Consider the following 25,127-nt stretch of genomic DNA (forward strand, 5'->3'; position numbering starts at 1 on the left):
AGGAGATTAACTTGATAACGGTTTCGGGATAACCAAGGGGGTATGGGTTAACGGGTCATCAATAATAAGACTGTTTAACCCGTAGACGTTGCGGATCAGTGTTTCGCTCATGATCTGTTTCGGCGCACCTTGGGCAATAACCGCGCCCGACTTCATCACAATCAGATGATCCGCGTAGCGACAAGCGTGATTGAGGTCATGCAACACCGCAACAATGGTGCGATCTTCTTGTCGGTTCAGTTTTCTGAACAGTTCCAGTAACTCGATTTGATGCGCGATATCCAGATAGGTTGTGGGTTCATCCAATAGCAGATAAGGCGTTTGCTGGGCCAAGACCATCGCCACCCAGACACGCTGGCGCTGCCCGCCGGACAACGATTCGACAGTCTGTTGTAGCAAGGCTTCAATCTGAGTGGCTTTGATGGCGTCATTGACCGCCTGTTCGTCTTCTGATGTCCAGCGGCGCAGAAAGGACTGATGTGGAAAACGTCCTCTTGCCACCAGATCATGGACTGTAATGCCGCCGGGTGCGATTGCGGATTGGGGAAGCAGCCCCAGAATTTTCGCCAGCGCTTTGCGCGAATAGTGTTCAAGGTTTTTCCCGTCAAAACAGATCTGCCCCTCGCTTGGCGAGAGCAGTTTGCTCAGTCCGCGGAGCAGGGTGGACTTGCCACAACCGTTAGGGCCCAGAATCACGGTAAATTGCTTATCCGGTATGTGGAGTGACAGCCCCTGAGCGATCGGCTGATCCTGATAGGCGAGGGTAATATTTTCGGCTATCAGACGACTTGTATCGGTAAGTGTTGCGTGCAGTACATCAGTCACAATATCAGTTTCCCGATTGTTGAATTAAAAGATAAATCAGGTAGAAACCACCAATACTGATGGTGACAATGCCGACAGGTAATTGGTTCGGTGCAAAGAGATTCGCTGCGATAAAGTCTGACAGCGTCAGGAGCATTGCGCCCATCAATGCTGCCGGAATGATGGCGACACCGCCTTCCCGGGTGAGTTTCTTCGCCAGTTGCGGGGCAACCAGCGCAATGAAAGCAATCGGGCCTGCGGTCGCTGTGACGGCCGCGGTTAAAATGACCCCGAATACCATCGCCAGCTGGCGTATTTTTTCACTGTGGATACCCAGCATATTGGCACTGTCATCTCCCATTTCGAGGATGTTCATTTTTCTCGCCAGCATTGCTGCGCCAAGTAAAGCGATACCAATAAAGGACAGCGACGGCACAACCTGATGCCAGCTCAGACCATTGAGTGAGCCCGCACCCCAGAGCGCTGCTGCCATCGAGGTTTCTAAGCTGCTTGAAATCATCATCCAAGTATTAAACGCACTCAACATCGCGCTCACACCAATGCCGATAATAATCAGACGAAAACCTTGTATCCCTTGCTTAAACGCCAGCACATACACCACACCGGCACAAACAATACCACCGATAATCGCACCGCAAGCGATCTGCAAATCGCTGCCGCCAAACAGAATAATGACCACCAACGCACCGGTATAGGCGCCGGTATTGAAGCCAATTACATCCGGGCTGCCCAGCGGATTGCGGATCAGGGACTGAAACAATGCACCGCTGACCCCCAGCGCCGCGCCAAAGACTAATCCGGCCGTGAGGCGGGGCAGCCGCCATTCGAGAACGACCGTGGTCAGGAACTTTTCCCCTTCACCGAACAGCACTTGTGAGAGTTCGGCAAAGGTGGTCTTTAACTGCCCGGTGGAGAGGGCAAAAGTCGCGACGGCAACCGTGAAAAAGAGCAGAACGACGCACCATTTGAGCGTGTGTTTCGAGAGCAGAATATTGAGCCAACCGGATTGGCTGCCGAGTAAAATCGTGTTGGATGGTTGCATTATAGTTTACCAAAAGAGGTGACTTGACGTGCCAGATATATCAGCACCGGTGCGCCGACAAAAGCAGTCACAATGGATACCCGAATCTCGTTGACAGCGATAACCCGGCCGACAATATCAGCACTGATGATTAACAGTGGGCCGAGCACGATTGCATAAAGCGTGAGCCACAGTTGGTTGGGGCCGGACAAACGACGAGCAATATGCGGAATCATTAAGCCGATGAAGCCAATCGGCCCGGCAATTGCGGTCGCGCTGCCACAAAGCAGGGCAATGGCAAATAAAGCGCTCAGCTGCACCAGCTTTACCGGCGTGCCTAAACCTTGGGCAATCTCTTCTCCCAACGCAAGGTTATCTAAAGCGGGTGCAATCATGAGCGCTGCGATGATGCCTGCCAGAATCGGTAAAACAGCCATCGATGCGAGGGACAGATCGCGGATATCCAGTGAGCCGGCATCCCAAAAACGCATCTCATCGAATGCCACCGGATTCATCAGTGTTATCGACGAAGAAACGCCCGCGAGTAACGCCCCGATAGCCACCCCGGCTAAAGTGATTTTGAGCGGATTGACTCTGGCTTCCTTATAGGTGCCGACAAAATAAACAAAAACGCTGGTGAGCATCGCGCCGAAAAACGCCAGCCAGAGATGCTCTGTCATACTTTGATTCCCCAGCAGCACAATCCCCGCCAGTACAAAGAAACTTGCCCCGGCGTTCACGCCAAGAATTCCCGGGTCGGCAAGAGGATTGCGCGTGATCGACTGAATTAAGCCACCGGCCACCGCTAAGGCGGCACCGACCAGTAAACCGAGCAGGGTTCTTGGTAACCGGCTCTCGACAATAATCAAACTTTCGGTGGAGTCCGCTTTGGCAAGCAATACATCAATCACCACACTGGGTGAGATACTTTTGGCACCCACAAAAAGACTGATGATGCAGATCATCACTAGTGCGAACATCAGAAAAATGAGTTTGCCCGACTGACTGGATAGCCGGGCAGGCATCATGACGCTTTGTATCGGTGTTGTTACGTCTTGATGAGACGTTCGGGGCTGAGAAAATAGATGATTCATGAATGTTAATAAAAATAATTATCATTTCCATTATTATAAATAAATGATTAGAATGTTCAAGCTTCAAACACTCGTAATGAAGAGTAACTCTTTTAAATTCCTCAAATTTTGACGTAGATGACCATGAAAACGCCCAAACTGCTATTAGATTTTAGCCTGCTGAAAGAAAATCCCCATTTCAGAATGGTATTTATTGCCAGAATGATGTCAGTGCTCGCTTTAGGCATGATGACTGTTGCAGTGCCGATCCAGATTCATCAAATGACCGGCTCAACCCTGCAAGTCGGCCTGATTATGGCCTTAGATGGTGTCGGCATGTTTGTCGGCCTGCTCTTCGGAGGTGTGCTCGCCGATAAATATGACCGGCGTAAATTGATTCTGATGGCGCGCGCAACCTGTGGCATCGGCTTTGGTGCATTAGCGCTGAATAGTTTATTGGCGAACGCCTCCCTGACCGCACTTTATCTACTCTCTGTATGGGATGGTTTTTTCGGTGCGATGGGCATGACGGCTCTGATGGCCTCTCTCCCGGTGATTGTCGGGCGGGAAAATCTGCCGGCGGCTGCGGCCTTGAGTATGCTCACCGTGCGCATCGGTATGGTGCTCTCACCGGCAATCGGCGGGCTGATTATTTCATTCGGGGATGTCAGCTGGAACTATTTAGCCGCTTCCGTCGGGACACTCGGTACCCTGATTCCGTTATTCAGACTGCCGACGATGCAACCGACGCATCATGCCCCGGAGAATCCCTTATTGTCTCTGTATGAGGGCGTGAAGTTCTTATTTTCCAATAAAGTTGTGGGTTGTGTGGTGGTGTTCGGGACGTTAGAGACGCTGGCAACAGCAGTTCGGGTGATGTTTCCGGCTTTGGCGCTGGAAACTTTTACCGGCAATGCGGCTAATGCCGGTTTGATGTATTCCGCCATTCCTCTGGGAGCCATGATCGGTGCATTAACGTCCGGGTGGGTAAAAACGGCACGCAAGCCGGGCATGGTGATGATTTATGCAACAATGGGGACTTTCTTATCCATTGTGTTGATGGGGCTTGCCGGTCACTTCTGGTTGTTCTTAGCGATTTTGGTGGTCTACGGCTATGCCGGATCGGTTGCGTCTCTGCTGCAATATTCAATTGTGCAGGGACATACACCGGATCACTTGTTAGGCCGGGTCAGCAGCCTGTGGACCGCGCAAGATGTCACCGGTGATTCGGTCGGTGCGCTGGGGCTCGGTGCGCTTGGCAAAGTGATGGCACCGGCGGTGTCCGTGTTGAGCTTTGGTGTCGGAGCCACCGGAATCGGGCTGTTGATGGTGACGGCGTTTCGTTCACTGCGGCAGGCAACATTATTCGATCCTGCGTTAGCGCCTCAGGAAGAGAGCGAGACGCCGCAAGCTGTGACGAACTAACCATAAACCGCCTCAGACGAGGTGTTTTTTTATCCCGCAACGTTTGAGCGGCTGAAGGTCGTCTCCAGTGTGGTGAGTAAATTCATCGCACTGTAGTAATCGAGCCTGAAAGAGTCGTTGCCCATCGCAAAGATATTGCCTTGGCGGATTGCCGGGAGGTGAGCAATAAACTTGTTATGTTTGACCTGCTCGACAACAGTGGCATCAGCGGCAAATAACAGTACCGAGCGGCCTGTAATCGCATCGGCAAATTTCTCTCCGTTCACCGGCACGATATCTTTACGTTTGCCCATTTGATGATTGTTTTTCAGCTCATCGGGCAGCGGGCTCAGGGTAAAGCCAAGTCCGTTCAGAATTTGCCCCTGAGCCGAGTCATCCGTCCAAAAGTTGCCCCCGCGATTATCTCCGTAATAGACCATCGCTGAGACCGGTTGCGGTGGCAGTGAGATGCGGTCTTTTAATGCCAGTAATCGGGTGTCAAATCTTGTGATGGCCGATTCGGCCTGCTGTGTTCGGTCGGTAACCGACCCCAGCAACCGCGCTAACGTTTGCCAGCTTTTATCGTCGTAATTGATCACCAGCGTCGGTGCGATAGTTGAGAATTGTTGATAAAGCTTAACGGCCGAATCTCCGCCGGTTGCAGAGACGATGATCAGGTCGGGCTTTTCTTTCGCGACTGCTTCAGCACTGGCAACACCCTGATACAAGGGTTTCACACCGCGGTCATAGGCAATTTGGTTCCATTGAAAAAAGAAACCATGTTTATCCGCGACGAGTGTGTCGGGGCGCGTGCCTCCCGAGGCGATGAGCGGGGCATCGATAGCCAGCAGTGTTCCGGTTATCGACACGCTGGTGGATACAATACGTTGCGGAGGTTTGTTCAGCGTTACTTTGCCGTAACGGTTAGAAATCGTTTTCGGCCAGCCTTGGGAAACCATCAGCGACGTTTCTGAGGGATTGGGCGTGTTTTCGGTGTTGTCGTTGCATCCTGCGATGAGGATAGCAAACATGATCCCCACAAGGAGAAGTAATACGCGAGGCATAGGAAGCTCCAATTTATTTCGAGCGCAACATCTTATTGAGTTGAAAAACCAGATAGTGACAGCGCTGAGTCAATCGTTAAAGGTACGTACTTTATTGCGAATGGCTATCATTATCAATTGATTTTATTCAACAGGCTGTTTATCATCCCTGTAAATGATAATCGTTAGCATTTGTGTAATGCCTTATGTATGTTACCTCAATGCTAACCCGAGCGACTGACCGCTGTTCATCCATCTTCTGTTTATCAACTTTTTGTTGAGCGACCTGTCTTGAACAAACGTGAGTCAATCCGTCACTTTTTCTCAACAAGGATAATTACAATGGCGATTCCCAAGATAGCCGCATATCAAATTCCCTCATATGATGCGTTTCCGGATAACAAGGTCAACTGGCAGTTAGATGCAAAAAAAGCAGTGCTGCTGATTCACGACATGCAGGATTACTTCATTAATTTCTTTGATAAGAAAGAAGCGCCTATCCCCGAACTGATCAAGCATATTCAGGCGATTAAACAGGCTGCGGGTGAGGCAGGGGTGCCGACGGTTTATACCGCTCAGCCCGCGAATCAAGATCCGCAGGAGCGGGCGCTGCTGACCGATTTTTGGGGCACCGGATTAACTCAGGACACGGCCATCATCACGGATGTCGCACCACAAGACAACGATATTACCTACACCAAGTGGCGGTATAGTGCATTTAAAAAGACACCGCTGCTGGAGTGGATGAATGAAACGGGACGTGATCAGCTGATCATTGTGGGGGTTTATGCCCATATCGGGATTCTTTCCACAGCGCTCGATGCCTTTATGCTCGATATTCAGCCTTTTGTGGTGGGAGATGCGGTCGCCGATTTTTCATTGGCGGATCACCAATATGCGCTTGCGTATGTGACTGGCAGAGCCGGGAGCGTCAAATCGGCTCAGCGTGTGATTGAAGAAATCAGTCAGAGCGCTCAATCCTTCGCTGCAATCAATCTGGAGGTGATGCAAAAAGACGTTGCGGCGATTTTAGATCTGGATATTGAAGATATCGATGTGGATGAGAATTTGATGCTGCTTGGTCTGGATTCCATTCGCGCTATGAGCTTATTTGAAGGCTGGCGCAAACACGGGGTGAATATTGCGTTTGCTGAAATCGTGAAGAAAGTGACGTTAAGAGAGTGGTGGCACTTGATTGATAATGCCCAGACTCAGCAAGTCGCGTAGTCGATGTCCATTGATGCAAAAACCGATTTCAGATGAAATCGGTTTTTTTAGCCCGCTTGCTGGTAATGTGCTTGCTTTCTGCCGCGCGCTTTTCTTCAGCTAATATCTCAGCCAAGTTAAACGGTAGAGAACTGTTCTCTGAGCTGCTTCTTATTAATTTTACCGACCGGGGTTTTGGGTAAAACGGCCATAAACCGGATTTGATCGGGGATCTTATATTCAGCCAGCCCTTTGCCGTGTAAAAAACGTTTGAGCACGATGGGCTTGAGCGTTTTATCCTGCTCCAGCACAACAATCGCGCAACTGCGTTCTCCAAGAAACTCATCCGGTACTGCAATTAAGGCGACATCGTGTACATCCGGGTGCTGCAATAAGACGTTTTCGACTTCTTCGGCGGCAATCTTTTCACCACCGCGGTTGATCTGATCTTTATCGCGTCCGGTAACAATGAGATTGCCATCTTGTGTCAGCTTGACTAAATCACCCGTCGAGTAAAACCCCTCAGAATTGAACGAGCGTCGGTTATGTTCCGCAGCCCGGTAGTAGCCCCGAATTGTGTAGGGGCCGCGTGTCATCAGTTTCCCCTCCTGACCGTAAGGGACGGGTTCACCATCTTCATTGACGACCAGCACTTCATCATCGGGTGAGATCGGTCGTCCCTGAGTCGAGACGATGATGTCAAGCGGATCATCCAGCCGGGTGTAATTGACCAGACCTTCAGCCATGCCGAAAACTTGCTGTAACTGACAGTGCAGTTTTTCCGGCAGCTGTTGTGCAGCGCTTTGGCTAAATTTGGCACCGCCCACCTGCACCAGTTCTAAGCTGGATATGTCTTCGCTGGCGGAAGGGGCATACTGCATCCACAGTAAGGCCAACGGCGGCACCAGTGCCGATACAGTCACTTTGTGGCGTTCAATTAATTCAAATGCCGCTTTGGGTGATGAATCCTGACCCAATATGACAGTGCCTCCGGAGAAAAATACCCCCAGTGCACCCGGGGAGCTCAACGGAAAGTTATGAGCAGCAGGCAGCACACACAGATAGTTCGTTTCCGGGTTGAACCGGCAAATCTCAATACTGCCGATCACACTATACACGTAATCATTATGCGTTCTGGGGATCAACTTTGAAGTGCCGGTGGTGCCGCCGGATAACTGATAAAAAGCCACATCCGTTGCCTGACCGTGTTGCCGGTAACACGCATCCGAATAGAGTGTGCTGAGCGGTGTTATCTCGCGATGAGAGGCTGTGCCCGATGTAATGAGCAGTCTGATTGACGGGCAACTTTCCAGTAGCTGTAAGGCCTGTTGTTGGGTATCGAACCCAGTGATCTGATCAGAGCAAATATAGGCTTTTGCTTCTGCGTGCTGACAGAAATAGCTTAATTCCATATGGCGGTGAGCCGGCAGTGCGAGCACCGGTTTGATCCCTTTCATGGTTAAGGCGAAGAAACACAAATAAAACTCTGCCTCATTGGCCATTTGCAGGACAACATTGTCGCCAGCCTTCAAACCTAAAGAGACAAAGCCGGCTGAAAGCCGGGCTATTTTGTACCGAAGTTGCTGATAGGTATATTGTTGATCCTGACAGATCAGGGCAATGGCGTCGGGGAACTGCTCCGCGGTTGCGGATAAGCAATCAAACAGCGTCCGGTCTTGCCAATATCCTTGCTGTCGATAGTATTGCGCATATTCAGGGGGCCAGGGCGTAAAATCTAACGGTGTTGATGAAGTCATGGCATGCCCCTTATGCGGTGAGTCGTTCATCAAGCTGAATGCCGGCAGCTTTCAAGATAGTTCCCATTTTCGCACCGGTTTCTTCCAGTTCACTTTGCGGAGAGGACTCGTTGACGATTCCGGCACCGGCAAAAATACACATTTCACGCTGGCTGACTTCGGCACAACGAATTGTCACCACCCATTCCCCGTTACCACGCGCATCACACCAGCCAATCATGCCGCTGAAGTAGCCGCGTTCAAAGGTTTCGATCTGTTTGATTGCTTGATAGGCAGACTGTCTCGGGAAACCACAAACGGCCGGGGTCGGATGAAGCTCAGCCGCGATTTGCAGCGAATTAACGGCCGGGTCAATCGCTTCTCCTTCAAGGACAGTCGATAGGTGAAGCATGGTTTCGGTTTCGATCACTGAAGGCACCATCGGGGTAAAGAGATTATGGCAGTAACGGCTCAAAACTTTCTCGACTTCTTCCACGACAAAGCTATGTTCGTTTAAGTCTTTTTGGGTATCGAGTAAAGAGGAATATGAGTGTTGATTGTCAGACTCGCTGGCAGATTTAGGCCGTGAGCCAGCAAGCGGGTTTGATACGACGTGTCCGCCTTTTTTCGCTAACAGTAACTCAGGGCTGGCCCCCATTAGTTTGGCATTGCCGCCGATATCGGCAGCAAAGGTGTAGCCACGGGCGTTAATGGCAAGCAGGTTTCTGAGCAGAGCCGTCTGATCAATGTTGTGATCGGTCGAAATACGCACGGATCGGGACAGAACAACCTTAGAAAGCTCAGTGGTATTGAACAGATTTAATAAAGTTGATACCCCTTGTTTATAGTCATCTCCGGTCGGCGGAGAGATAACCGTTGCTTTGTTTGAGCTAAGCGCATTATTTTTGCACGTTCTGGCACTCCCTGAGACATACAGTTTTTGCGGGATAAAAAATTTCGTCGGTGTATTTTCATCGAACGGAACAGTGGCAAACAATACCGGGTTATCATTATCTGATGTTTTCGCCTGTTCAAGCATTTGTTTCGCGTGATCGGCAAGGTGAGCAAATGGGATAGCCTGATTGAATTGTTGTTCAATCCCCACACCCAGCATTGAGTTGTTTGGAGATGCAAAGAAAAAAGGCGCTGTCTCTAACTCTTGATCCAAGAGCGCTTGAGCCATTCTGGAGAAGCCAACAACTTCGCGTTTCATAATTACCTCGTTCAAATGTGATGACAAATATTTGCCATTTGTTTCATACGCAATATATTGGTAGAATTATAAGTGAGAACAATTATCAATATCAAATGATAATTTATCTTATTTGAAGAGTGATCATTATTATTGTCGCGAACATCAAAACAGGAGAAGTCGGGTTGAATCAAAATCATCAAACGGTATTGCTGACCGGAGCAAGTCAGGGGATTGGGTATGCCGTCCTAGAACGGTTGCTGGTTGAGGGGTATAAGGTTGTTGCAACCGATCGCTGCATCGACGCGCTTGATACAAAGCTGGATGCGGTAAAAAAACAATATGCTGCTCAGCTTGATTATTACGCAATTGACTTGCTCGACAGTCAGTTGGCGCAGCAAGTGGCGCAGCTTTGCAGTGAATATCATTTCGATCATTTGGTCAGTTGTGCCGGGGTGCTCAGCAGCGGCAGTGTTCATGAAATGTCTGTTGAAACGATCAAGCAAATGTTTGACATCAATACCTTCGGGGCTTTGACCATGATTCAACAGGTCGCCAAGGGAATGAAGCGCCGCAAAGCGGGGAATATTGTGGTGATTGGTTCGAATGCAGCCAACACACCGAGGTTGAACATTGGTGCTTATGCCGCATCAAAATCCGCGTTACATATGTTGGTAAAGTGCAGCGGATTAGAATTGGCGGAATACGGTATTCGTTGCAACATCATCAGCCCGGGATCGACCCGAACCGAGATGCAGACCCAACTATGGCATGAAAACTATGGTGAATCACAAGTGATAGCAGGTAACCTTGAGCAATATCGTCTGGGCATTCCCCTGAGAAAGATGGCTGAACCGGCTGATATCGCCAATAGCGTGCTATTTCTGATGTCTGACGCGGCACGCCAAATCACCATGCATGATCTGCGTGTCGATGGTGGTGCAACGCTCGATAACTAACTAGTAACTAATAGCTAATCCGCTGAAACTCGATAACTAATCCACTGAAAAGAGAGGCGCAGTGCTGATAATTAACCACCGCCGGTGGCGGTGGTGATTGCTTCTCTGTAATTGCTGAAATCGGGCAATTAAATGTCTGGGGTGAGTACCCCAATGAGTTTTAAAACGCTAAAAATAAGTCTTGTAGCGATCGATGATGTTAAAACTCGAATCAATGACGGCGATTTCACGCCATTTATCAAAGGTTAAGCAAGGGTGGGATGTCCCAAAGCTAATCATATCTCCGACTTGTAAATCGACGCTGAAAGTCATGAAGGCATGTTGATCCATGATATCTTTGACAACACATGTACCTGACTCAATGGTTATCGGCGCTTTGTCCCCGACATGATAATAAGTCAGCGGGGTCGGCAGCCCGGCATCGAATGCAACATCCCGCTTACCAAATCCGACAATGGCGACACCGGGTTCAGGAATCGATAAAACGTAAGCCCAAAGCTCCATCGCAGACTGTAGTGCGGTATCACTGGCTTGGCAGTGCATATTTCGCAGCATAACCTGTGCCTGAGCATCTTCATATATACCCATATCGTGGATCACGTAACATCCCGGCCGGATAATACGGCGAACGCTCGGATGAAGGTCGGCTTCTTGGAAAACCTCACAAACAATGTCGTACCAGGCTGAACCGGCACCGGTTAATATTGGGTTTTCCGAGTGAATGGATGACTGGAAAAAATCAGACTTGAAGATTTTCACGACCCAATGAATAAAATTGCGAACTTGCGTGATTTCATCATCACCATGGATGACACCTTCATAAAATTCCACCCCGGATAAACGTAGTGAGGTGCTGGTGTTGAGCGCTTGAACGACTGATTTGACCTGCTCTTCAGTTCGACAACCGCAACGGCCGTGATCTGCACCGATCTCGATAAGGACGTTGAGCGTCAGCGATCTTTCGGTAAAAAATCGATCTAATGCGCGGACGTTTGCAACGGAGTCAACAACGCAATAAAACTGGATATCGTGATGTTCAAGCATATCGGCGATAATCGACATGTTTGCTTTCCCAACCAATTGGTTCGCCATTAAAATATTCTGACATCCCGCATTCAAAGCGCTTTGAGCCTGAACCGGATTGGCGACCGTCATTCCCCAAGCCCCGGCAGCTAATTGTGCTGTGAGGATTTTGGGGGTCATGGTCGTTTTTGCGTGGGGGGCTAACTGAACTGCATATTTTTCGCTAAAATTTTTCATACACTGGATGTTGTTTGCGATTTTGTCCTGATATAGAACCAACGCAGGTAAGCTGACATCTTCATTCAGTATGTTAGCGTCTTTGCCAATGGCGTGACCTTTTTCCAAATATATAGCATTCATTTTATTCATCCTTGAGCCAGTCATCACTGCTGTTTTGATTGTTCAATTACTTCCGTTCAGTTTCTGTGTCAGTTTGTATGCGCAGCTGACCAGTTCAGATTTATAGTCATCAAAATTTTGTAACGCATCTTCTTTTGGGGCAATCAAACATAATGTTGCGACAGGCACTTGGTTTTCATCAAATACCGGAGCTGCAAAGCATCGGGTGAAGGTGTCAGAGATACTATTGAATGAAAAAAAACCGTCCTCTTTTGCCTGATTACATTCTTGGAGAAACTGCGTTTCAGGTAAGCGCTTGCCATCTGGCAGAATAAAGTCATCAGGGTCAATAAATGCCAAAATGTCTTCATTACTCAGATGGTTCAAAAGTAATCTGCCTGATGCTGTCCAGGGAATTGCGACTTTCTCACCGATATTGGCGCTGATTCTGAAGGGACGGTCACCTTCTTTCATCATTGCAACCGTGTATTTGTGTCCGTCAAGCATACATAACTGAGCTGTTTCCCGGGTCATCGTCGATAGGTGTTCTAAATATGTTTCGGCTTCACTCGCTAAGCTGAAATTTTTTAAATAGCTCGCGCCTAAAAAATGCAGTTGTCTACCCAAAAAAACGCGTCCGTCTTTATGGAAGTTTTCTAATACTCCCATATCAAGCATAATTTTGATTAATTCATAAATAGACGAGGTCGGTGCTTGCAACGCCTTTGCTATTTCAATTGGCCTGACCGCTTTTTCATGATTGCGAAGAAATTCCAAAATTTGAAAGGCTCGCTCTATCCCTCTGGCTCTCACAAAGGCCTCCAATAATGATTGATGTGAATGGGGAAATCCCATTCACAAGGTAAGCTATTTTTGCTTATACGCGACACAATCGATTTCCACTTTTGCATCAACCATCAAGCTTGATTGTACGCAAGCTCTGGCTGCCGGGAATTCGCCAAAATATTCAGTAAATACACCATTAAATGACCAAAAATCTCTGGCATCGTCAAGCCATACACCGATTCGGACGATATCTTGGACATCATAATCTGCTTCTTTCAGAATTTTCAGCATATTCTGAATCGCTTTATGTGATTGGTCGATAATACCACCATTGATCACTTCACCATTTTCCATGGCGACTTGTCCTGAAACATATAACCAGCCATCTGCTTCGGTCGCACTGGCGAAGGGAAGTTGTTTACCTGCTGCACCGCGCGCATCGCAACCGTATCGTTTTATTGTCATCATTAAATTTCCTCAATAAAAATTAAAAGTGGGAACTTTTCAAAAATTCAGCCAGTCGGCTTGATTTAGGGTGGTGATAAAGCTCATGAGGATGTCCCTGTTCCTCTATTTGTCCGTTATTCATAAAAATAACGTTGTCTGATACTTCATAAGCAAACTTCATTTCGTGCGTTACAAGTACCATTGTCATGCCATCTTTGGCTAAGTCTTTCATGACATTCAAAACTTCATTGACTAGCTCGGGATCAAGGGCAGACGTGACTTCATCAAACAGCATGAGCTTTGGGCTCATAGCCACAGCCCGGGCAATCGCAACGCGCTGTTGCTGTCCGCCGGATAGCTGAATGGGATAATGGTCTTTTCGGCTCAACATACCCACTTTATCCAGCCAGTGTTCTGCGATAGAAATCGCTTCACTTTTGCTCATTTTTTTGACTTTTAAGAGTCCGAGCATGACGTTGTCTAAGGCTGTCATGTGAGGAAATAAGTTGAAATGTTGAAATACCATGCCTGTATGTGAGCGTTGCTTCGCTATTTCAGACTCTGAATGGCGGACTCTCTTACTGTTCGTTATGGAGTACCCCATATCTTGGCCATCTAAAATAATTTGCCCTTGCTGATAATCTTCCAGAAGGTTGATCGTCCGTAATAACGTTGTTTTACCAGAACCACTAGAGCCGATAATCGAGACCGTTGTGCCTTGGTTGACTTCAAGATCAACGCCTTTTAAAACTTCCAAATCTCCGTATGATTTATGAACGCCACGAATACTGAGTAGCTTTTTTCTATCCGTCATAATGTCTTCCTTAAATATTATGATTCAGCTAATTGTCACTTTCCGTTCTACATAACGGCCGAGTTGTTCTATTCCGAAATTAATACAGAAGTAAATAAATCCTGCGAATAGATAGAACTCCATATTCATGAAATTTCTGGAAATAATTTGCTGAGTCGTAAGCATGAGTTCTAAAACCCCGACAATTGATAACAGTGTTGAGGCCTTAACCATTTCAGCTGCGGTGTTCACCCAAGTCGGGAGTATTTGTCTCAGTGCCTGAGGCAATAAAACATAGATGAATGTTTTGAAAAAAGTTAATCCAATTGCTTTGGCTGCCTCTGTTTGTCCGACAGGAATTGCGCCAAGTGCGCCACGGACAATTTCGCCAATATGCGAACTACAAAAAATGGTTAATGCGACAACCCCGGCCTGAAATGCATCTAAGTTTAAGCCAACTGCTGAAGGGACATAAAACATGGCGAGTATTAAAACAAATACGGGTGTCCCACGAATAATGTCAATATAAACACGAAACATGAACTTTATCGGTAAAGTGCCATATTCAAGAGCCAGCCCGACGATAACACCGAGCATCGTACCTAAGATGATCGCTAATGCAGAAATACTAATCGTTACTATCACCCCGTGATAGATAGCGCTTCTTGCATTCCATAATTCCTGTAAAAAATAGGATAGATCCATCATGAGCAATTCTCCTTACGCAGGAACCTTGCAATTACACCGGTCATACTTGAATTACTTTGCTTGGTTCTGGAAATGGCAATTTTCTTTTCTAAAGCCCTGAATGTATATCCAAGTAAAAAACATGCAATAATATAGATGCCACTGGCAACCATCCATGTCTCAATGACCCTGAAACTCTCAACGTTTATTTTTCTCGCATAAAAGGTTAACTCTGGTATCGAAATTGCTGCAGCAAGAGATGTATCCTTAAATAAAGAAATAAAATTATTAGTCAGCGAGGGTAATATATTTCGCATCATAATGGGTACCAGGATCATCCGCTTTATCTGAAATTGTGTTAATCCAATAGCCAAGCCTGCTTCATATAATCCTTTCGATATTGATGTTAATCCTGAGCGGAAAACTTCTGTCAGGTAAGCACCGGCATAAATAGAAAGTGTGATGATAAATGACTCTATTTTTCCGAGACGTATTCCCATCTGCGGTAACGCAAAATAGGTAAAGAGTATTAATACTAAGATCGGCGTGTTACGAATGATCGTAACATAAATAGAAGCGACATATTTAAACGTTCTATTTTTTGATAACATCATGAATGCGCATATAATTCCAATGACGCAGCCAATTAAAATAGAAATAAAGGCTAGACCCAGACCTAAGCCTAGCCCCGATATTAATATGTCCCAATTTCGCCATACAACACTGAAATTGAAATCATAATCCATGTCTAACTATCCAGTTTATTTATATTCAACAGGGAAGCCGGTTTTAGGCATTGGCAATTCAACGCCAAACCATTGTTCAAATGATTGTGCGTAAGCGCCGAAATCCACCCCTGTCATCGCTTCATGGAATACGACATTCACAAAGTTCAGCCACTCTTGATCGCCTTTTTTCACGGCACAAGAATAACTTTGAGGCATCCAAGCATAACCGGAGTCCTTATAACGACCTGGATTTTGCACCATATACCAACGAAGAGAAGACTGATCGGTGGCTGCTGCATCAGCCCGGCCTGAGTTTAATGCCTGATACATTAATGCAACGCTCTCATATTGATCGACTTTCGCTTTCGGTAACGCGGCATGGACCATCTCTTCTGCATAAACGTTTTGTAACACAGCGATGACGACATTATCTCCGGCATCTTTTAATGCATCATAGTCGGCATACTGACTCTTATTCATTAATAAAAGTCCGACACCTTCCCGGTAATAGGGAATGGTAAAGCCAACCTGTTGAGCCCGACTTGGGGTAACGGTCATAAACTGACAGCTCAGATCGACTTTATTTGTGACCAAATTAGGGATGCGGGCATCACCGGACTGATCAACAAATTTAATCTTCGTTTCATCATCAAATAGTCCCTTGGCGACCAGCTTTGCCATATCGATATCAAAGCCGACTAAATTATTGTTTTTATCTTTAAAGTGCCAGGGTGCATTGGTGCTTCCGGTACCGACAATTAAATATCCGCGATTCAACACTTCCTGTAGTTTATCTTCAGCATGACTGGTTGCCGAAATAAGTAGTGGCAACAGCGCGAATGAACCCAATAAATATTTACTGCATTGACTCTTCGTAATTAATCTCATCACTGATTCCTTGTTGTTGTACTCTCCATTTATTCCGGTATAATGGAATTGATATCTTTATACTGGAATATATTTTCAGTATGCGGTTACTCCAAATATCTGTCAACAGTTCAAATTTTAATCAATATGTAGCTCTTAATATTTTTATTAATAGTTGTATTTGTGCTGAATTTATAGTTGAAATCCCAATAAATAAGCTGGTTATTATTTATATAATAGCTATTTATTCTGAATCCAAGTTGGTGCATTTGTTGGCTTTTTTGCACAAGATTGGTGATAAATTGGTTTATCTATTTTCTGTTGAAGGTTTAACTGATTAATAAAGAAGATAATTAAATTGATGTTGAAGCATTCTTGATGAATTGCTGATCAATTGTTGAGGGGCGGTTGAACGCATCAGGATGCTGAAGTAAAAAACAGGGATTGCGATCCCGATGCGTTGGTCACCGTGTTGTTTGCCAATCGAGTTGCGTCACTTCTGTCAGCCCGCTGTACTGGCTCTTCGTTTGAGTTTATATTTTAGAGTGGTTGATGATTCAAATAAGCCACCTTTTATCGCTTGTATCAGCTTTTCAGCGGCTTTGGTTCCCATTGTTTCATAGTCAAATTCCGCACAGGTCAGGCTGGGGTAGGCGTGCTCTCCCATGGCTGAACCTTCCAGACACATAATGGCCATATCTTTCGGTACTTTCAGCACTCTGCGGTGACACTCAAATAGCGCCCCGATGGCGATATCTTCATGACTGCATACTAATGCATCCAAGACGGAATCCCGTAACAGCAGTTTCGCGAGCCCTTCAGCACCCAATTGAGAAGAGGGGGCATCCGGTGTGGTTAAGAAATGGTCAGGGGTTAAGTAGCTCTCGATCATTGCACTTTGCCAGCCATGTAGCTGATGTTGCAGGGTAAAATGGTCACCGCGTGCACCGATGAAGCCAATATTCCTAAAGCCTTGTTCAATCAGATGTTTAGTACACGTTTTCCCCACTTCGAAGTAATCAAAGCCGATGTTTAAGTAGTCCTCTTTAGAGCGCTGCTCCGCGATTTCTAACACAATAGTATTGGTTGATTTCAGGAGCTGGTGGGTTCGTTTGGTATGTTCCTGTCCGAATAGTACGACTCCTGCCGGACGGCTTTCTAAAAACGTGGAGACCAGATTTTCTTCCTGAGTGACTGAGTAATCACTGTAGCCAATCAACAACTGATAGCCCGCTTTATTGAGGGCATGTTGAAATTTGGGCAGGAAAACCGCACAAGCTTTTTCAAACAGTGACGGAATAACCAGTGCGATGGAGTGACTTTGTGCTGAGGCCAGTGCTCCCGCAGCTTTATTGGGGATATAACCCAGCTCATCAACAACTTGCTGAATTTTTTCTCTGAGATGATCAGAGACTAAATCCGGCGTTCTTAATGCTCGCGACACCGTCATGGTGCCGACACCTGCTTTTTGGGCGACATCAGCCAACGTGACGCTACCGGTACTTCTTCGTTTACGGGGTCTGCTCATCTTTCCAATTTTACGTGATAGATTTTCTACGCTGAGATTTTACCACAGCCTGTTGGTCATCGGTTCGATAGTAACGTATCAGCACCTTGGTTTAATTGATTAAACCATAAGGGATGAGCAAAATACTACATGCATCACACAAATGATAGCGCTACCAGATAGCGCTATCATTTGTGATCTGTTTAAGATTTTTCTGGCATGTTGTTCGGTAAAGTGTCACTAAACCACACAACAAAGTTGGAAAAACCATGCTACGTGAACTGATAACCCCTGATGTGGTGCGCATATATTCTGATGCGACCGACTGGAAAGATGCGATTGAAAAATCGTGTGCGGCTCTGATTGAGAACCATGCGATAGAACCCGGCTATGTCGATGCCATTTGTCGCTCGCATGAATCGATCGGGCCTTATTATGTGGTTGGTCCGGGAATGGCGATGCCCCATGCGCGTCCGGAAGATGGCGTCAACCGTATGGCGCTGGCGATAACGGTGATTCGACACGGTGTGAATTTTAATACCGAAGAAAATGACCCGATCAAAATGCTGGTGACCTTAGCGGCGACAGACAGTAACAGCCATATTGAAGCGATTGCGCAATTGGCTGAACTATTTATGAATGAAGCGCATGTACAACAAATTTGCAATGCGAACAGCAAAGATGATGTGCTCGCGGTGATTGATCAATATTAAATTTTATCTCCTTACACCCCCTAAAAATAAAGGTTTGAATGATGAAAATTATCGTTGTATGCGGCAATGGTCTTGGCACCAGCCTGATGATGGAAATGAGCATTAAAAGTATTGTGAAAGAGCTCAATATTGAGGCAAGCGTTGATCACGTTGATCTCGGTTCAGCTAAAGGAACCGATTGTGACATCTTCGTCGCAACCAATGATATCGCCGAGCAGTTAAATATGCTGGCGGTAAAACCTCGGATTGTCGCGCTGGATAACATGGTAGATAAAGCGGCGATGAAAGCGCGTTTATCGGTGGCTCTGCAAGAGCTTGGTTATCTGTAAGGAGGAGCAGCGATGGAGTTCTTTAATTTCTTAATGAATGATGTGCTGTCCGAACCCTCCGTGCTGGTTGGTTTTATCGCTCTGATCGGGCTGATCGCACAGAAAAAATCGGTGACGGAATGTATCAAAGGCACGGTAAAAACCATACTGGGGTTTATTATTTTGGGGGCAGGGGCCGGTCTGGTCGTCGGCTCGCTCGGTGACTTTGCGACCATTTTTCAGCATGCTTTTGGGATTACCGGCGTCGTCCCCAATAACGAAGCCATTGTTTCGATTGCGCAAAAATCATTTGGCCGTGAAATGGCGATGATCATGTTCTTTGCGATGCTGGTGAATATTTTGATTGCCCGTTTTACACCGTGGAAGTTTATCTTTTTAACCGGGCACCACACGCTGTTTATGTCGATGATGGTGGCCGCGATTCTTGCGACCAGTGGGATGAAAGGTGTACCGCTGATTGCTTTGGGATCGATTGTGGTCGGTTGCGTGATGGTGTTCTTCCCTGCCATTGCTCACCGCTACATGAAACAGGTAACCGGCTCGGATGATGTCGCGATTGGTCACTTTTCAACTCTGTCTTATGTTCTCGCCGGATTTATCGGCAGTAAACTGGGTAATAAAGCACATTCAACAGAAGATATGAATGTGCCTAAAAGCTTATTGTTCCTGCGCGATACACCCGTTGCGATCTCATTCACCATGGGCATTATTTTTATCATTACCTGCCTATTCGCCGGTGGCGATTATGTCCGTGAGGTTAGCGGCGGTAAGCACTGGTTTATGTTTGCCTTAATCCAGTCAATTACTTTTGCCGGTGGGGTGTATGTCATCCTACAAGGGGTACGGATGATTATCGCTGAAATCGTCCCGGCGTTTAAAGGTATATCCGATAAACTGGTGCCCAATGCCAAACCTGCACTGGATTGTCCGGTGGTCTTTCCGTATGCGCCGAACGCAGTATTGGTCGGTTTCCTGTCGAGTTTTGCCGCAGGTTTAGTCGGGATGTTGCTGCTTTATATGATGAATTTAACCATCATTATTCCCGGGGTGGTGCCTCACTTTTTCGTCGGCGCTGCTGCCGGTGTGTTCGGCAACGCAACCGGCGGGCGACGCGGTGCGATCTTAGGCGCTTTCGCCCAAGGGCTGCTGATCACATTCTTGCCGGTATTCTTATTACCGGTATTGGGCGATTTAGGGTTTGCCAATACCACGTTCAGTGATTCGGACTTTGGTGCTATCGGGATTCTGCTGGGATTGATTGTGCGTTAATCGATGTTTGAAAAATAAAGGTCTCGCTTGCGAGACCTTTTCTGCATTTCACTGTCCCGTCATCGGTTGCTCGTGGTGAATAAAGTACGACGCTTTTCTCAATCTACCGGATGACTGTACTGTCTTGGTGCAAAAATGCACAAAATGAGGTCAGTTGTAGCGAATCCGGCTCAGATAAGTCTCATGTTTGACCCGCTTCTGGTAATCGAGGGGCGTCGCACTGACCAACCGCTTGAATTCTCTGAGAAAGTGAGCCTGATCACTGAATCCCAGTCCATAGGCTAAGTCGGAAAACACCACCTGCCGGTGGTGGTTGATATGATACACCGCAGACTGGCAGCGGATGATCCGGCTGAACGCTTTGGGCGACAGCCCCAGATCACTGAGGAACTGGCGTTGCAATGTGCGGCTGGTGTAGCCGGTCATTGCCTCTAATTGCTTGATCTGAATATTCCCCTTGTGATCGAAAATGTGCTGAATTGCTTGCGCCGTGAGCGGAGAAAAACGACGTTTTCGCTGACTGATCAAAAACTTATCCTTGATAAACTGCTGCGTCAGGGACACTTGCCTGACAAACGTTGACGCACTGACCACTTGTTCGAACAGCGCATGACACGTTGGCACCACATCAGGTAAATACAGTAAATGATTCACCATTTCTCTTGCTGACGCATCGAGAAAATCAGGGATCACGCCCGGTAAGAATCGCACTCCGAAATACCGATGTTGGTGGACAAAATTGGCCCGGGTTGCTTCGAGTGTTGTCCCGCAAACATAGGCGGCCGGGGCGTTGGCATCACAATCGAACAGGATGTCGATACAGCCGTCAGGGATCGCGAGTGTTAGTGATGCGGACGAGTCAGCTTCAAAGCTATAGAAGTGAGACACCTCCGGAATTTCCGAGGAACAAAGCGAAAAATCCTGAGCGGCACTCAGGACAAACCAAGGCTGTTTGGCGTGAATGCCTGCCACACGACTGACAATCGAAGCGTTGGACATAATGACACCTGCTTTTTCGGGATAACCCCATCCGGATAGGGTGAGAAAGCAAACGTGGTGCCAATATTGGGGCTTTTATCAATATTCGTGTCATGTCGCAAAAATTCAATACGCTGCTGAGTGGGTTCTCTAATATCCAAGCTATCCGTTGTTCATCTGATGTGATTCGCCAGGGAAGGTCGATGACTGACACTGCGGTGACTCGGAACACGGCATACCCATTTTACCCCCTATTTTTTGAGGTGATGTGATGTCAGAACGTACCAAAATCGATTTTATTTACCTGTCGGAGCAAGACATGCTCAAAGCAGGTGTAACTGATATGCCAAGCTGTGTCGATACCATGGAAGCAATGTTTGCCCTGCTGTGGCAGGGTGATTATCGCATGGCCGGCGCGAATAATGATTCTCATGGTGCCATGGTCATTTTTCCGGAAGAGTCGCCTTTTCCGACCATGCCGAAACCGACCGCTGATCGCCGTTTGATGGCAATGCCGGCTTATCTCGGCGGAAGTTTCCAGACGTGTGGTGTCAAATGGTATGGCTCTAACATTGCCAACCGCGAGAAAGGCCTGCCCCGTTCCATCTTGATGTTTATCCTCAATGATATTGAAACCGGTGCGCCACTGGCCTATATGTCCGCCAACCTGTTATCGGCTTATCGTACCGGTGCTGTACCGGGAGTGGGCGCCCGTTATCTGGCGCGTCCGGATTCGAAAGTCATCGGTCTGCTTGGCCCCGGTGTGATGGGCAAAACTGCGGTAGCAGCGTTTATCACCGCCTGTCCTCAGATTGATACCATTAAAGTCAAAGGCCGCGGGCAGCAAAGTCTCGATAGCTTCCTCACTTGGGTGGCAGCGACTTATCCGCAGATCACCACAATCGAGATTGTCGATTCACTGGAAGAAGTGGTGCGGGGCTCCGATATTGTCACATACTGCAATTCCGGCGAGACCGGAGACCCCTCAACCTATCCGATCGTCAAACGTGAATGGGTCAAACCGGGCGCTTTTCTGGCGATGCCTGCCTATTGTCGCCTTGACGAAGAGATGGAACGGGATGACGTGCGCAAAGTGCTCGATAATACCGGCCTGTATCAAGCTTGGTACGAAGAAGTGCCCAAGCCCGCTCATCATCATATTCCGGTCATCGGCGTACGTTTTATGGACATGATTGCCGAAGGCAAAATTACTCTCGATCAACTGGAAGATATCGGTGAGATAGTCTCCGGTGAAGCACCCGGCCGCCAGAACGATGAAGAGATCATCATTATGTCTGTCGGTGGTTTACCGGTCGAAGATGTGGCGTGGGCGACGGTGATTTACCGTAATGCACTCGCGCAGGGCATCGGCGTCAAACTGAATCTTTGGGACGAGCCAGTGCTGAGTTGAGCTGAATGGTTAGTCCGTCTGAAACCCATCCATTTCCCCAAGGATAAAGCGATGACACAGAGATTAGAACCTGTCAATACACAAGACCAACTCCCCGCATCCACGCAAGTGGTGATTATCGGGGGTGGCATTATCGGTGTCAGTGCAGCGTTGACACTGGCTGAGCGCAATATTCCGGTCGTCTTGCTGGAAAAAGGACAAATCGGCGCTGAGCAGTCATCCCGTAACCTCGGCTGGATCCGTAAAACCAACCGTCATGCTGAAGATGTCCCGCTGGCACAGGCCGCAGATCGACTCTGGGCTGAGATGCCGGTGCGTCTTGAGCGTTCCGTCGGCTATCAGCAGTCCGGGATTATTTTTGCTGCACGCAATGAACAACAGATGGCGATGTACCAAGGGTGGCATCAATCCGTTGAGTCGTTGCAACTGGATTCGCAACTCCTGAGCCCACAGCAGATTGATCAGTTGGCTCCCGGCGGCACTGAAAAATGGGTTGGTGGGCTATATACCCCTTCCGACGGATTTGCTGAACCCGCACTTGCGACCAGTGCCATCGCCCAGCGAGCGATTGAAAAAGGGGCGGTGATGGTTCAGAACTGTGCCGTCCGGACACTGTCTACTGCCGGCGGAAAGATCAGCGGGGTCGTCACCGAGCAAGGTGAGATTCGCTGTTCCCAAGTGCTGCTTGCCAGCGGTGCATGGTCACGACGTTTCTTAGGCAATCACGGTGTGTCGTTTCCGACATTGCCGATTATCTGTTCCGTGTTGCGCACAAAAGCGACCCAAGGGCCGACGGATATTGCCTTTGCCGCGCCGGACTTTTCTTTTCGCCGACATTCAGACGGTGGATTTGTCATTACGCAGCGTGGTGCGCTGGATGCACCGCTGACGCTGGATCATCTGCTGATCGGGATGCGTTATCTGGCACAGTTACGGGCGCAGCGCAGTTATATGCGCGTGTCGCTCGGACGTCATTTTCTGCGGGATCTGACCTTACCCCGACGCTGGAAGGCGAGCGATGTTTCTCCGTTCGAACGGATTCGTACTCTCAATCCATCCGTAAATGAGGGGATTAACCAAGAAGCGCTGACCAATCTTGCCAAGGCTTGGCCGATGTTTGCAGGGATAGGGATTGATGAAAGCTGGGCCGGGCTGATTGATGTGACGCCGGATTCATTACCGGTGATTGATCACATCGGTGCTATTCCCGGCCTGACCATCGCAACCGGTTTCTCCGGTCACGGATTTGGTACCGGCCCGGCAGCAGGACAGCTTGCCGCAGATTTAGTGTCGGATGTGACACCGATAGTCGATCCGAAACCATATCGGTTTGAGCGGTTTTAAATAAGGACGTTGTTTTTATTCATGAGAGGGATTTCACATGAGCAATCACACCCATGTACAAAGTATGGAAACTGCGGGGCTGTCGATGACAACCCGCCCGTCGTTAAAAATGCGCTTGCCGACGATGATGGCCGTCTGTATCGGTCTGGTGATCGTGCAGGGGGCAATGATTTCTGCAACGCAAGGGATCGGGATGGGCGGTATGTCGTTCATCACAGCCATGGTTGCCGCATTAGCGCTCTCCCAGTTTAATGCTATGAGTTTTGCCGAACTGTCCCTGATGTTTCCGCAAGAGGGTACCTTAGCCACCTATACGCAAAAAGCGATAGGTCACTTCCCGGCGATTGTCGCGGTGTTTGCCGGTTATGTCGTGGTTGCCATTCTGGCAATCCCGGTGGAAATGTTTCTGGTGGATGCGATGCTAGCGCAGCTGTTTCCGGGGATGCTGCCGGATAAGGTGGTGCCATTACTGATTTTAGTGGCGCTCACTATGACCAATCTGGTTGGCGCTGATGTATTTGCCCGCGTGCAGAATATTCTGGCATTTGTGCTGGTCAGTGCCTTGATTCTGGTTGGTCTGACCGCGATTACCGGCCTGAGTCAGCCGCATCCGGATTTAGCCGGTAAAGCTGTTGACTGGAGTTTCAGCGGGGTGTGGGACGGTAGTTTTATCGGTTTGATCGCTTTAGCAATGTGGATGATGGTCGGGGTTGAATTTATCTGCCCGATGGTCAACGACGTTAAACAGCCGCGTAAGAACATTCCCCGGGCGATGCATTTGTCACTGTTATTTATCTTCTTGATCTTTTTAGCATTTGCATATGGTGCCAGCCTTTATTTAGGCACGGATACACTGGTTGGATCGCCTTTGCCGTATCTGGATTACGTCAGTGCCGTTTTCGGCCAAAGTGGGTTAGTGATTGCAACCGTGATGGCGCTCGCTGCCACCTGTAGTACCATCAACACCGTACTGGCCTCGGTGCCGAAAATGCTGCACGGGATGGCAATGCAGAAGCAGGCTTTTCCACAATTAAAAGCAATCAACCGTTTCAATGCGCCCTGGGCTGCGATCGTGATGCTCGCTGGCTGTACTGCGGTCTCTTATTTTATCTTCGAGATTGATGCGCTGATTGTGTTGGTGATTGCGGCCACCACCAGTTGGCTATTGGCCTATATTGTGGCGCATATTGATGTGATTGTGTTGCGTCGGCGGCTGCCGCAGCAAGAGCGCCCCTATCGGACACCGTTCTACCCGTGGCCTCAGATCATCGGGATTGTCAGTATGCTGTATGTGGCATTGAATAATTCCCCGGATCCGAACATGACCCAAATGGTGTACACCATCACCGGTGGTATTTTGTTCGTGATTAGTCTGATTGCGGCACTATGGGTGAAATTTTACATGAAACGCGGCTTGTTTGAGCCGGATGTCGATTAAGCTTGGCCC

General features: G+C 48.0%; 24 protein-coding genes. 9 read left to right on the top strand and 15 right to left on the bottom strand.

Annotated elements, in window-relative coordinates:
• Positions 1-6: 6 nt before the first annotated feature.
• From VRK_RS06165 to VRK_RS06175, 3 genes are all read right to left on the bottom strand, one after another.
• Entirely contained in the window at positions 7-741 is a 735-nt protein-coding gene (locus VRK_RS06165; protein ID WP_231735806.1) for an ABC transporter ATP-binding protein, read from the bottom strand.
• 88 nt (positions 742-829) lie between these two features.
• Positions 830-1,867: an iron-enterobactin ABC transporter permease gene (fepG, locus tag VRK_RS06170; RefSeq protein ID WP_059120565.1), complete on the bottom strand. Its 1,038-nt coding sequence runs from the start codon at positions 1,865-1,867 to the stop codon at positions 830-832.
• The gene (locus VRK_RS06175) at positions 1,867-2,940 is read right to left on the bottom strand and encodes an iron chelate uptake ABC transporter family permease subunit (RefSeq protein ID WP_059120566.1); all 1,074 of its coding nucleotides are present in this window, start codon (positions 2,938-2,940) and stop codon (positions 1,867-1,869) included. Before VRK_RS06175 ends, fepG begins: the two co-directional genes overlap by 1 nt.
• 123 nt (positions 2,941-3,063) lie before the next feature.
• On the opposite strand from VRK_RS06175, the gene entS reads away from it, so the two are divergent.
• Complete coding sequence (entS, locus tag VRK_RS06180; protein ID WP_059122675.1) at positions 3,064-4,344, top strand: enterobactin transporter EntS; 1,281 nt, start codon at positions 3,064-3,066, stop codon at positions 4,342-4,344.
• A gap of 29 nt (positions 4,345-4,373) precedes the next feature.
• Here the strand turns inward: entS and fepB are convergent, their stop codons facing one another.
• A complete protein-coding gene (fepB, locus tag VRK_RS06185; RefSeq protein ID WP_059120567.1) occupies positions 4,374-5,387 on the bottom strand; it encodes a Fe2+-enterobactin ABC transporter substrate-binding protein in 1,014 nt (337 codons plus the stop codon).
• 321 nt (positions 5,388-5,708) lie between these two features.
• Between fepB and VRK_RS06190 the strand changes: the two genes are divergently transcribed.
• Entirely contained in the window at positions 5,709-6,593 is an 885-nt protein-coding gene (locus VRK_RS06190; RefSeq protein ID WP_059120568.1) for an isochorismatase, read from the top strand.
• A gap of 116 nt (positions 6,594-6,709) precedes the next feature.
• On the opposite strand, the gene VRK_RS06195 is transcribed toward VRK_RS06190, so the two are convergent.
• Positions 6,710-8,329, bottom strand: a complete 1,620-nt coding sequence (locus tag VRK_RS06195) for a (2,3-dihydroxybenzoyl)adenylate synthase (RefSeq protein ID WP_059120569.1) — start codon at positions 8,327-8,329, stop codon at positions 6,710-6,712.
• 10 nt (positions 8,330-8,339) lie between these two features.
• Positions 8,340-9,521 carry an isochorismate synthase gene (locus VRK_RS06200; RefSeq protein ID WP_059120570.1) on the bottom strand — a complete coding sequence of 394 codons (1,182 nt, stop codon included), beginning with the start codon at positions 9,519-9,521 and terminating at the stop codon, positions 8,340-8,342.
• A 164-nt stretch (positions 9,522-9,685) separates the two neighbouring features.
• Between VRK_RS06200 and VRK_RS06205 the strand changes: the two genes are divergently transcribed.
• Positions 9,686-10,459: a 2,3-dihydro-2,3-dihydroxybenzoate dehydrogenase gene (locus VRK_RS06205; protein WP_059122676.1), complete on the top strand. Its 774-nt coding sequence runs from the start codon at positions 9,686-9,688 to the stop codon at positions 10,457-10,459.
• A gap of 168 nt (positions 10,460-10,627) precedes the next feature.
• Here VRK_RS06205 and VRK_RS06210 read toward each other — a convergent pair whose 3' ends face one another.
• From VRK_RS06210 to VRK_RS06250, 8 genes are all read right to left on the bottom strand, one after another.
• Positions 10,628-11,842 carry an amino acid deaminase gene (locus tag VRK_RS06210; RefSeq protein ID WP_231735745.1) on the bottom strand — a complete coding sequence of 405 codons (1,215 nt, stop codon included), beginning with the start codon at positions 11,840-11,842 and terminating at the stop codon, positions 10,628-10,630.
• Positions 11,843-11,884: 42 nt separating this feature from the next.
• Positions 11,885-12,634, bottom strand: coding sequence for an IclR family transcriptional regulator (locus VRK_RS06215; RefSeq protein ID WP_197413064.1), 750 nt, complete (start codon positions 12,632-12,634; stop codon positions 11,885-11,887).
• 54 nt (positions 12,635-12,688) lie between these two features.
• Positions 12,689-13,072: a RidA family protein gene (locus VRK_RS06220; RefSeq protein ID WP_059122677.1), complete on the bottom strand. Its 384-nt coding sequence runs from the start codon at positions 13,070-13,072 to the stop codon at positions 12,689-12,691.
• Positions 13,073-13,094: 22 nt separating this feature from the next.
• On the bottom strand, positions 13,095-13,868 hold the full coding sequence (locus tag VRK_RS06225) for an amino acid ABC transporter ATP-binding protein (protein ID WP_059120573.1): 774 nt from the start codon (positions 13,866-13,868) through the stop codon (positions 13,095-13,097).
• Positions 13,869-13,892: 24 nt separating this feature from the next.
• Entirely contained in the window at positions 13,893-14,555 is a 663-nt protein-coding gene (locus VRK_RS06230) for an amino acid ABC transporter permease (RefSeq protein ID WP_197413065.1), read from the bottom strand.
• Positions 14,552-15,280 (bottom strand): amino acid ABC transporter permease, encoded by a 729-nt coding sequence (locus VRK_RS06235; protein WP_082671328.1) that lies wholly within the window; start codon positions 15,278-15,280, stop codon positions 14,552-14,554. Before VRK_RS06235 ends, VRK_RS06230 begins: the two co-directional genes overlap by 4 nt.
• A gap of 15 nt (positions 15,281-15,295) precedes the next feature.
• Complete coding sequence (locus VRK_RS06240) at positions 15,296-16,150, bottom strand: transporter substrate-binding domain-containing protein (RefSeq protein ID WP_059120574.1); 855 nt, start codon at positions 16,148-16,150, stop codon at positions 15,296-15,298.
• Between the two features lie 481 nt (positions 16,151-16,631).
• On the bottom strand, positions 16,632-17,657 hold the full coding sequence (locus tag VRK_RS06250; RefSeq protein WP_059120576.1) for a LacI family DNA-binding transcriptional regulator: 1,026 nt from the start codon (positions 17,655-17,657) through the stop codon (positions 16,632-16,634).
• Between the two features lie 248 nt (positions 17,658-17,905).
• Here VRK_RS06250 and VRK_RS06255 point away from each other — a divergent pair, with 248 nt between their 5' ends.
• Genes VRK_RS06255 through VRK_RS06265 form a run of 3 tightly spaced genes read left to right on the top strand, consistent with a single transcriptional unit; the run spans position 17,906 to position 19,947 of the window.
• Positions 17,906-18,349: a PTS sugar transporter subunit IIA gene (locus tag VRK_RS06255; protein ID WP_059120577.1), complete on the top strand. Its 444-nt coding sequence runs from the start codon at positions 17,906-17,908 to the stop codon at positions 18,347-18,349.
• Between the two features lie 41 nt (positions 18,350-18,390).
• Positions 18,391-18,678 (top strand): PTS sugar transporter subunit IIB, encoded by a 288-nt coding sequence (locus VRK_RS06260; RefSeq protein WP_059120578.1) that lies wholly within the window; start codon positions 18,391-18,393, stop codon positions 18,676-18,678.
• Between the two features lie 12 nt (positions 18,679-18,690).
• Positions 18,691-19,947, top strand: a complete 1,257-nt coding sequence (locus VRK_RS06265; protein ID WP_059120579.1) for a PTS ascorbate transporter subunit IIC — start codon at positions 18,691-18,693, stop codon at positions 19,945-19,947.
• A gap of 150 nt (positions 19,948-20,097) precedes the next feature.
• Here the strand turns inward: VRK_RS06265 and VRK_RS06270 are convergent, their stop codons facing one another.
• Positions 20,098-20,946, bottom strand: a complete 849-nt coding sequence (locus VRK_RS06270) for a helix-turn-helix domain-containing protein (RefSeq protein WP_059120580.1) — start codon at positions 20,944-20,946, stop codon at positions 20,098-20,100.
• A gap of 250 nt (positions 20,947-21,196) precedes the next feature.
• On the opposite strand from VRK_RS06270, the gene VRK_RS06275 reads away from it, so the two are divergent.
• From VRK_RS06275 to VRK_RS06285, 3 genes are read left to right on the top strand one after another with little or no spacing between them, the layout of a single operon-like run.
• Positions 21,197-22,336 carry a tyramine oxidase subunit B gene (locus tag VRK_RS06275; protein WP_059120581.1) on the top strand — a complete coding sequence of 380 codons (1,140 nt, stop codon included), beginning with the start codon at positions 21,197-21,199 and terminating at the stop codon, positions 22,334-22,336.
• 51 nt (positions 22,337-22,387) lie between these two features.
• Complete coding sequence (locus VRK_RS06280) at positions 22,388-23,680, top strand: NAD(P)/FAD-dependent oxidoreductase (protein WP_059120582.1); 1,293 nt, start codon at positions 22,388-22,390, stop codon at positions 23,678-23,680.
• A gap of 37 nt (positions 23,681-23,717) precedes the next feature.
• The gene (locus VRK_RS06285; protein WP_059120583.1) at positions 23,718-25,118 is read left to right on the top strand and encodes an APC family permease; all 1,401 of its coding nucleotides are present in this window, start codon (positions 23,718-23,720) and stop codon (positions 25,116-25,118) included.
• Positions 25,119-25,127: the final 9 nt, after the last annotated feature.

The organism is Vibrio sp. MEBiC08052 (assembly GCF_001506075.1).
Taxonomy (GTDB): Bacteria; Pseudomonadota; Gammaproteobacteria; order Enterobacterales; family Vibrionaceae; genus Vibrio.

What these genes read in the sequence shown, in the direction of transcription:
- fepG (WP_059120565.1), bottom strand. Translation starts at nt 1,867, where the DNA reads ATGCAACCATCCAACACGATTTTACTCGGCAGCCAATCCGGTTGGCTC.
- VRK_RS06175 (WP_059120566.1), bottom strand. Translation starts at nt 2,940, where the DNA reads ATGAATCATCTATTTTCTCAGCCCCGAACGTCTCATCAAGACGTAACA.
- entS (WP_059122675.1), top strand. Translation starts at nt 3,064, where the DNA reads ATGAAAACGCCCAAACTGCTATTAGATTTTAGCCTGCTGAAAGAAAAT.
- fepB (WP_059120567.1), bottom strand. Translation starts at nt 5,387, where the DNA reads ATGCCTCGCGTATTACTTCTCCTTGTGGGGATCATGTTTGCTATCCTC.
- VRK_RS06190 (WP_059120568.1), top strand. Translation starts at nt 5,709, where the DNA reads ATGGCGATTCCCAAGATAGCCGCATATCAAATTCCCTCATATGATGCG.
- VRK_RS06195 (WP_059120569.1), bottom strand. Translation starts at nt 8,329, where the DNA reads ATGACTTCATCAACACCGTTAGATTTTACGCCCTGGCCCCCTGAATAT.
- VRK_RS06200 (WP_059120570.1), bottom strand. Translation starts at nt 9,521, where the DNA reads ATGAAACGCGAAGTTGTTGGCTTCTCCAGAATGGCTCAAGCGCTCTTG.
- VRK_RS06210 (WP_231735745.1), bottom strand. Translation starts at nt 11,842, where the DNA reads ATGAATGCTATATATTTGGAAAAAGGTCACGCCATTGGCAAAGACGCT.
- VRK_RS06220 (WP_059122677.1), bottom strand. Translation starts at nt 13,072, where the DNA reads ATGACAATAAAACGATACGGTTGCGATGCGCGCGGTGCAGCAGGTAAA.
- VRK_RS06225 (WP_059120573.1), bottom strand. Translation starts at nt 13,868, where the DNA reads ATGACGGATAGAAAAAAGCTACTCAGTATTCGTGGCGTTCATAAATCA.
- VRK_RS06230 (WP_197413065.1), bottom strand. Translation starts at nt 14,555, where the DNA reads ATGATGGATCTATCCTATTTTTTACAGGAATTATGGAATGCAAGAAGC.
- VRK_RS06235 (WP_082671328.1), bottom strand. Translation starts at nt 15,280, where the DNA reads ATGGATTATGATTTCAATTTCAGTGTTGTATGGCGAAATTGGGACATA.
- VRK_RS06240 (WP_059120574.1), bottom strand. Translation starts at nt 16,150, where the DNA reads ATGAGATTAATTACGAAGAGTCAATGCAGTAAATATTTATTGGGTTCA.
- VRK_RS06250 (WP_059120576.1), bottom strand. Translation starts at nt 17,657, where the DNA reads ATGAGCAGACCCCGTAAACGAAGAAGTACCGGTAGCGTCACGTTGGCT.
- VRK_RS06255 (WP_059120577.1), top strand. Translation starts at nt 17,906, where the DNA reads ATGCTACGTGAACTGATAACCCCTGATGTGGTGCGCATATATTCTGAT.
- VRK_RS06260 (WP_059120578.1), top strand. Translation starts at nt 18,391, where the DNA reads ATGAAAATTATCGTTGTATGCGGCAATGGTCTTGGCACCAGCCTGATG.
- VRK_RS06265 (WP_059120579.1), top strand. Translation starts at nt 18,691, where the DNA reads ATGGAGTTCTTTAATTTCTTAATGAATGATGTGCTGTCCGAACCCTCC.
- VRK_RS06270 (WP_059120580.1), bottom strand. Translation starts at nt 20,946, where the DNA reads ATGTCCAACGCTTCGATTGTCAGTCGTGTGGCAGGCATTCACGCCAAA.
- VRK_RS06275 (WP_059120581.1), top strand. Translation starts at nt 21,197, where the DNA reads ATGTCAGAACGTACCAAAATCGATTTTATTTACCTGTCGGAGCAAGAC.
- VRK_RS06280 (WP_059120582.1), top strand. Translation starts at nt 22,388, where the DNA reads ATGACACAGAGATTAGAACCTGTCAATACACAAGACCAACTCCCCGCA.
- VRK_RS06285 (WP_059120583.1), top strand. Translation starts at nt 23,718, where the DNA reads ATGAGCAATCACACCCATGTACAAAGTATGGAAACTGCGGGGCTGTCG.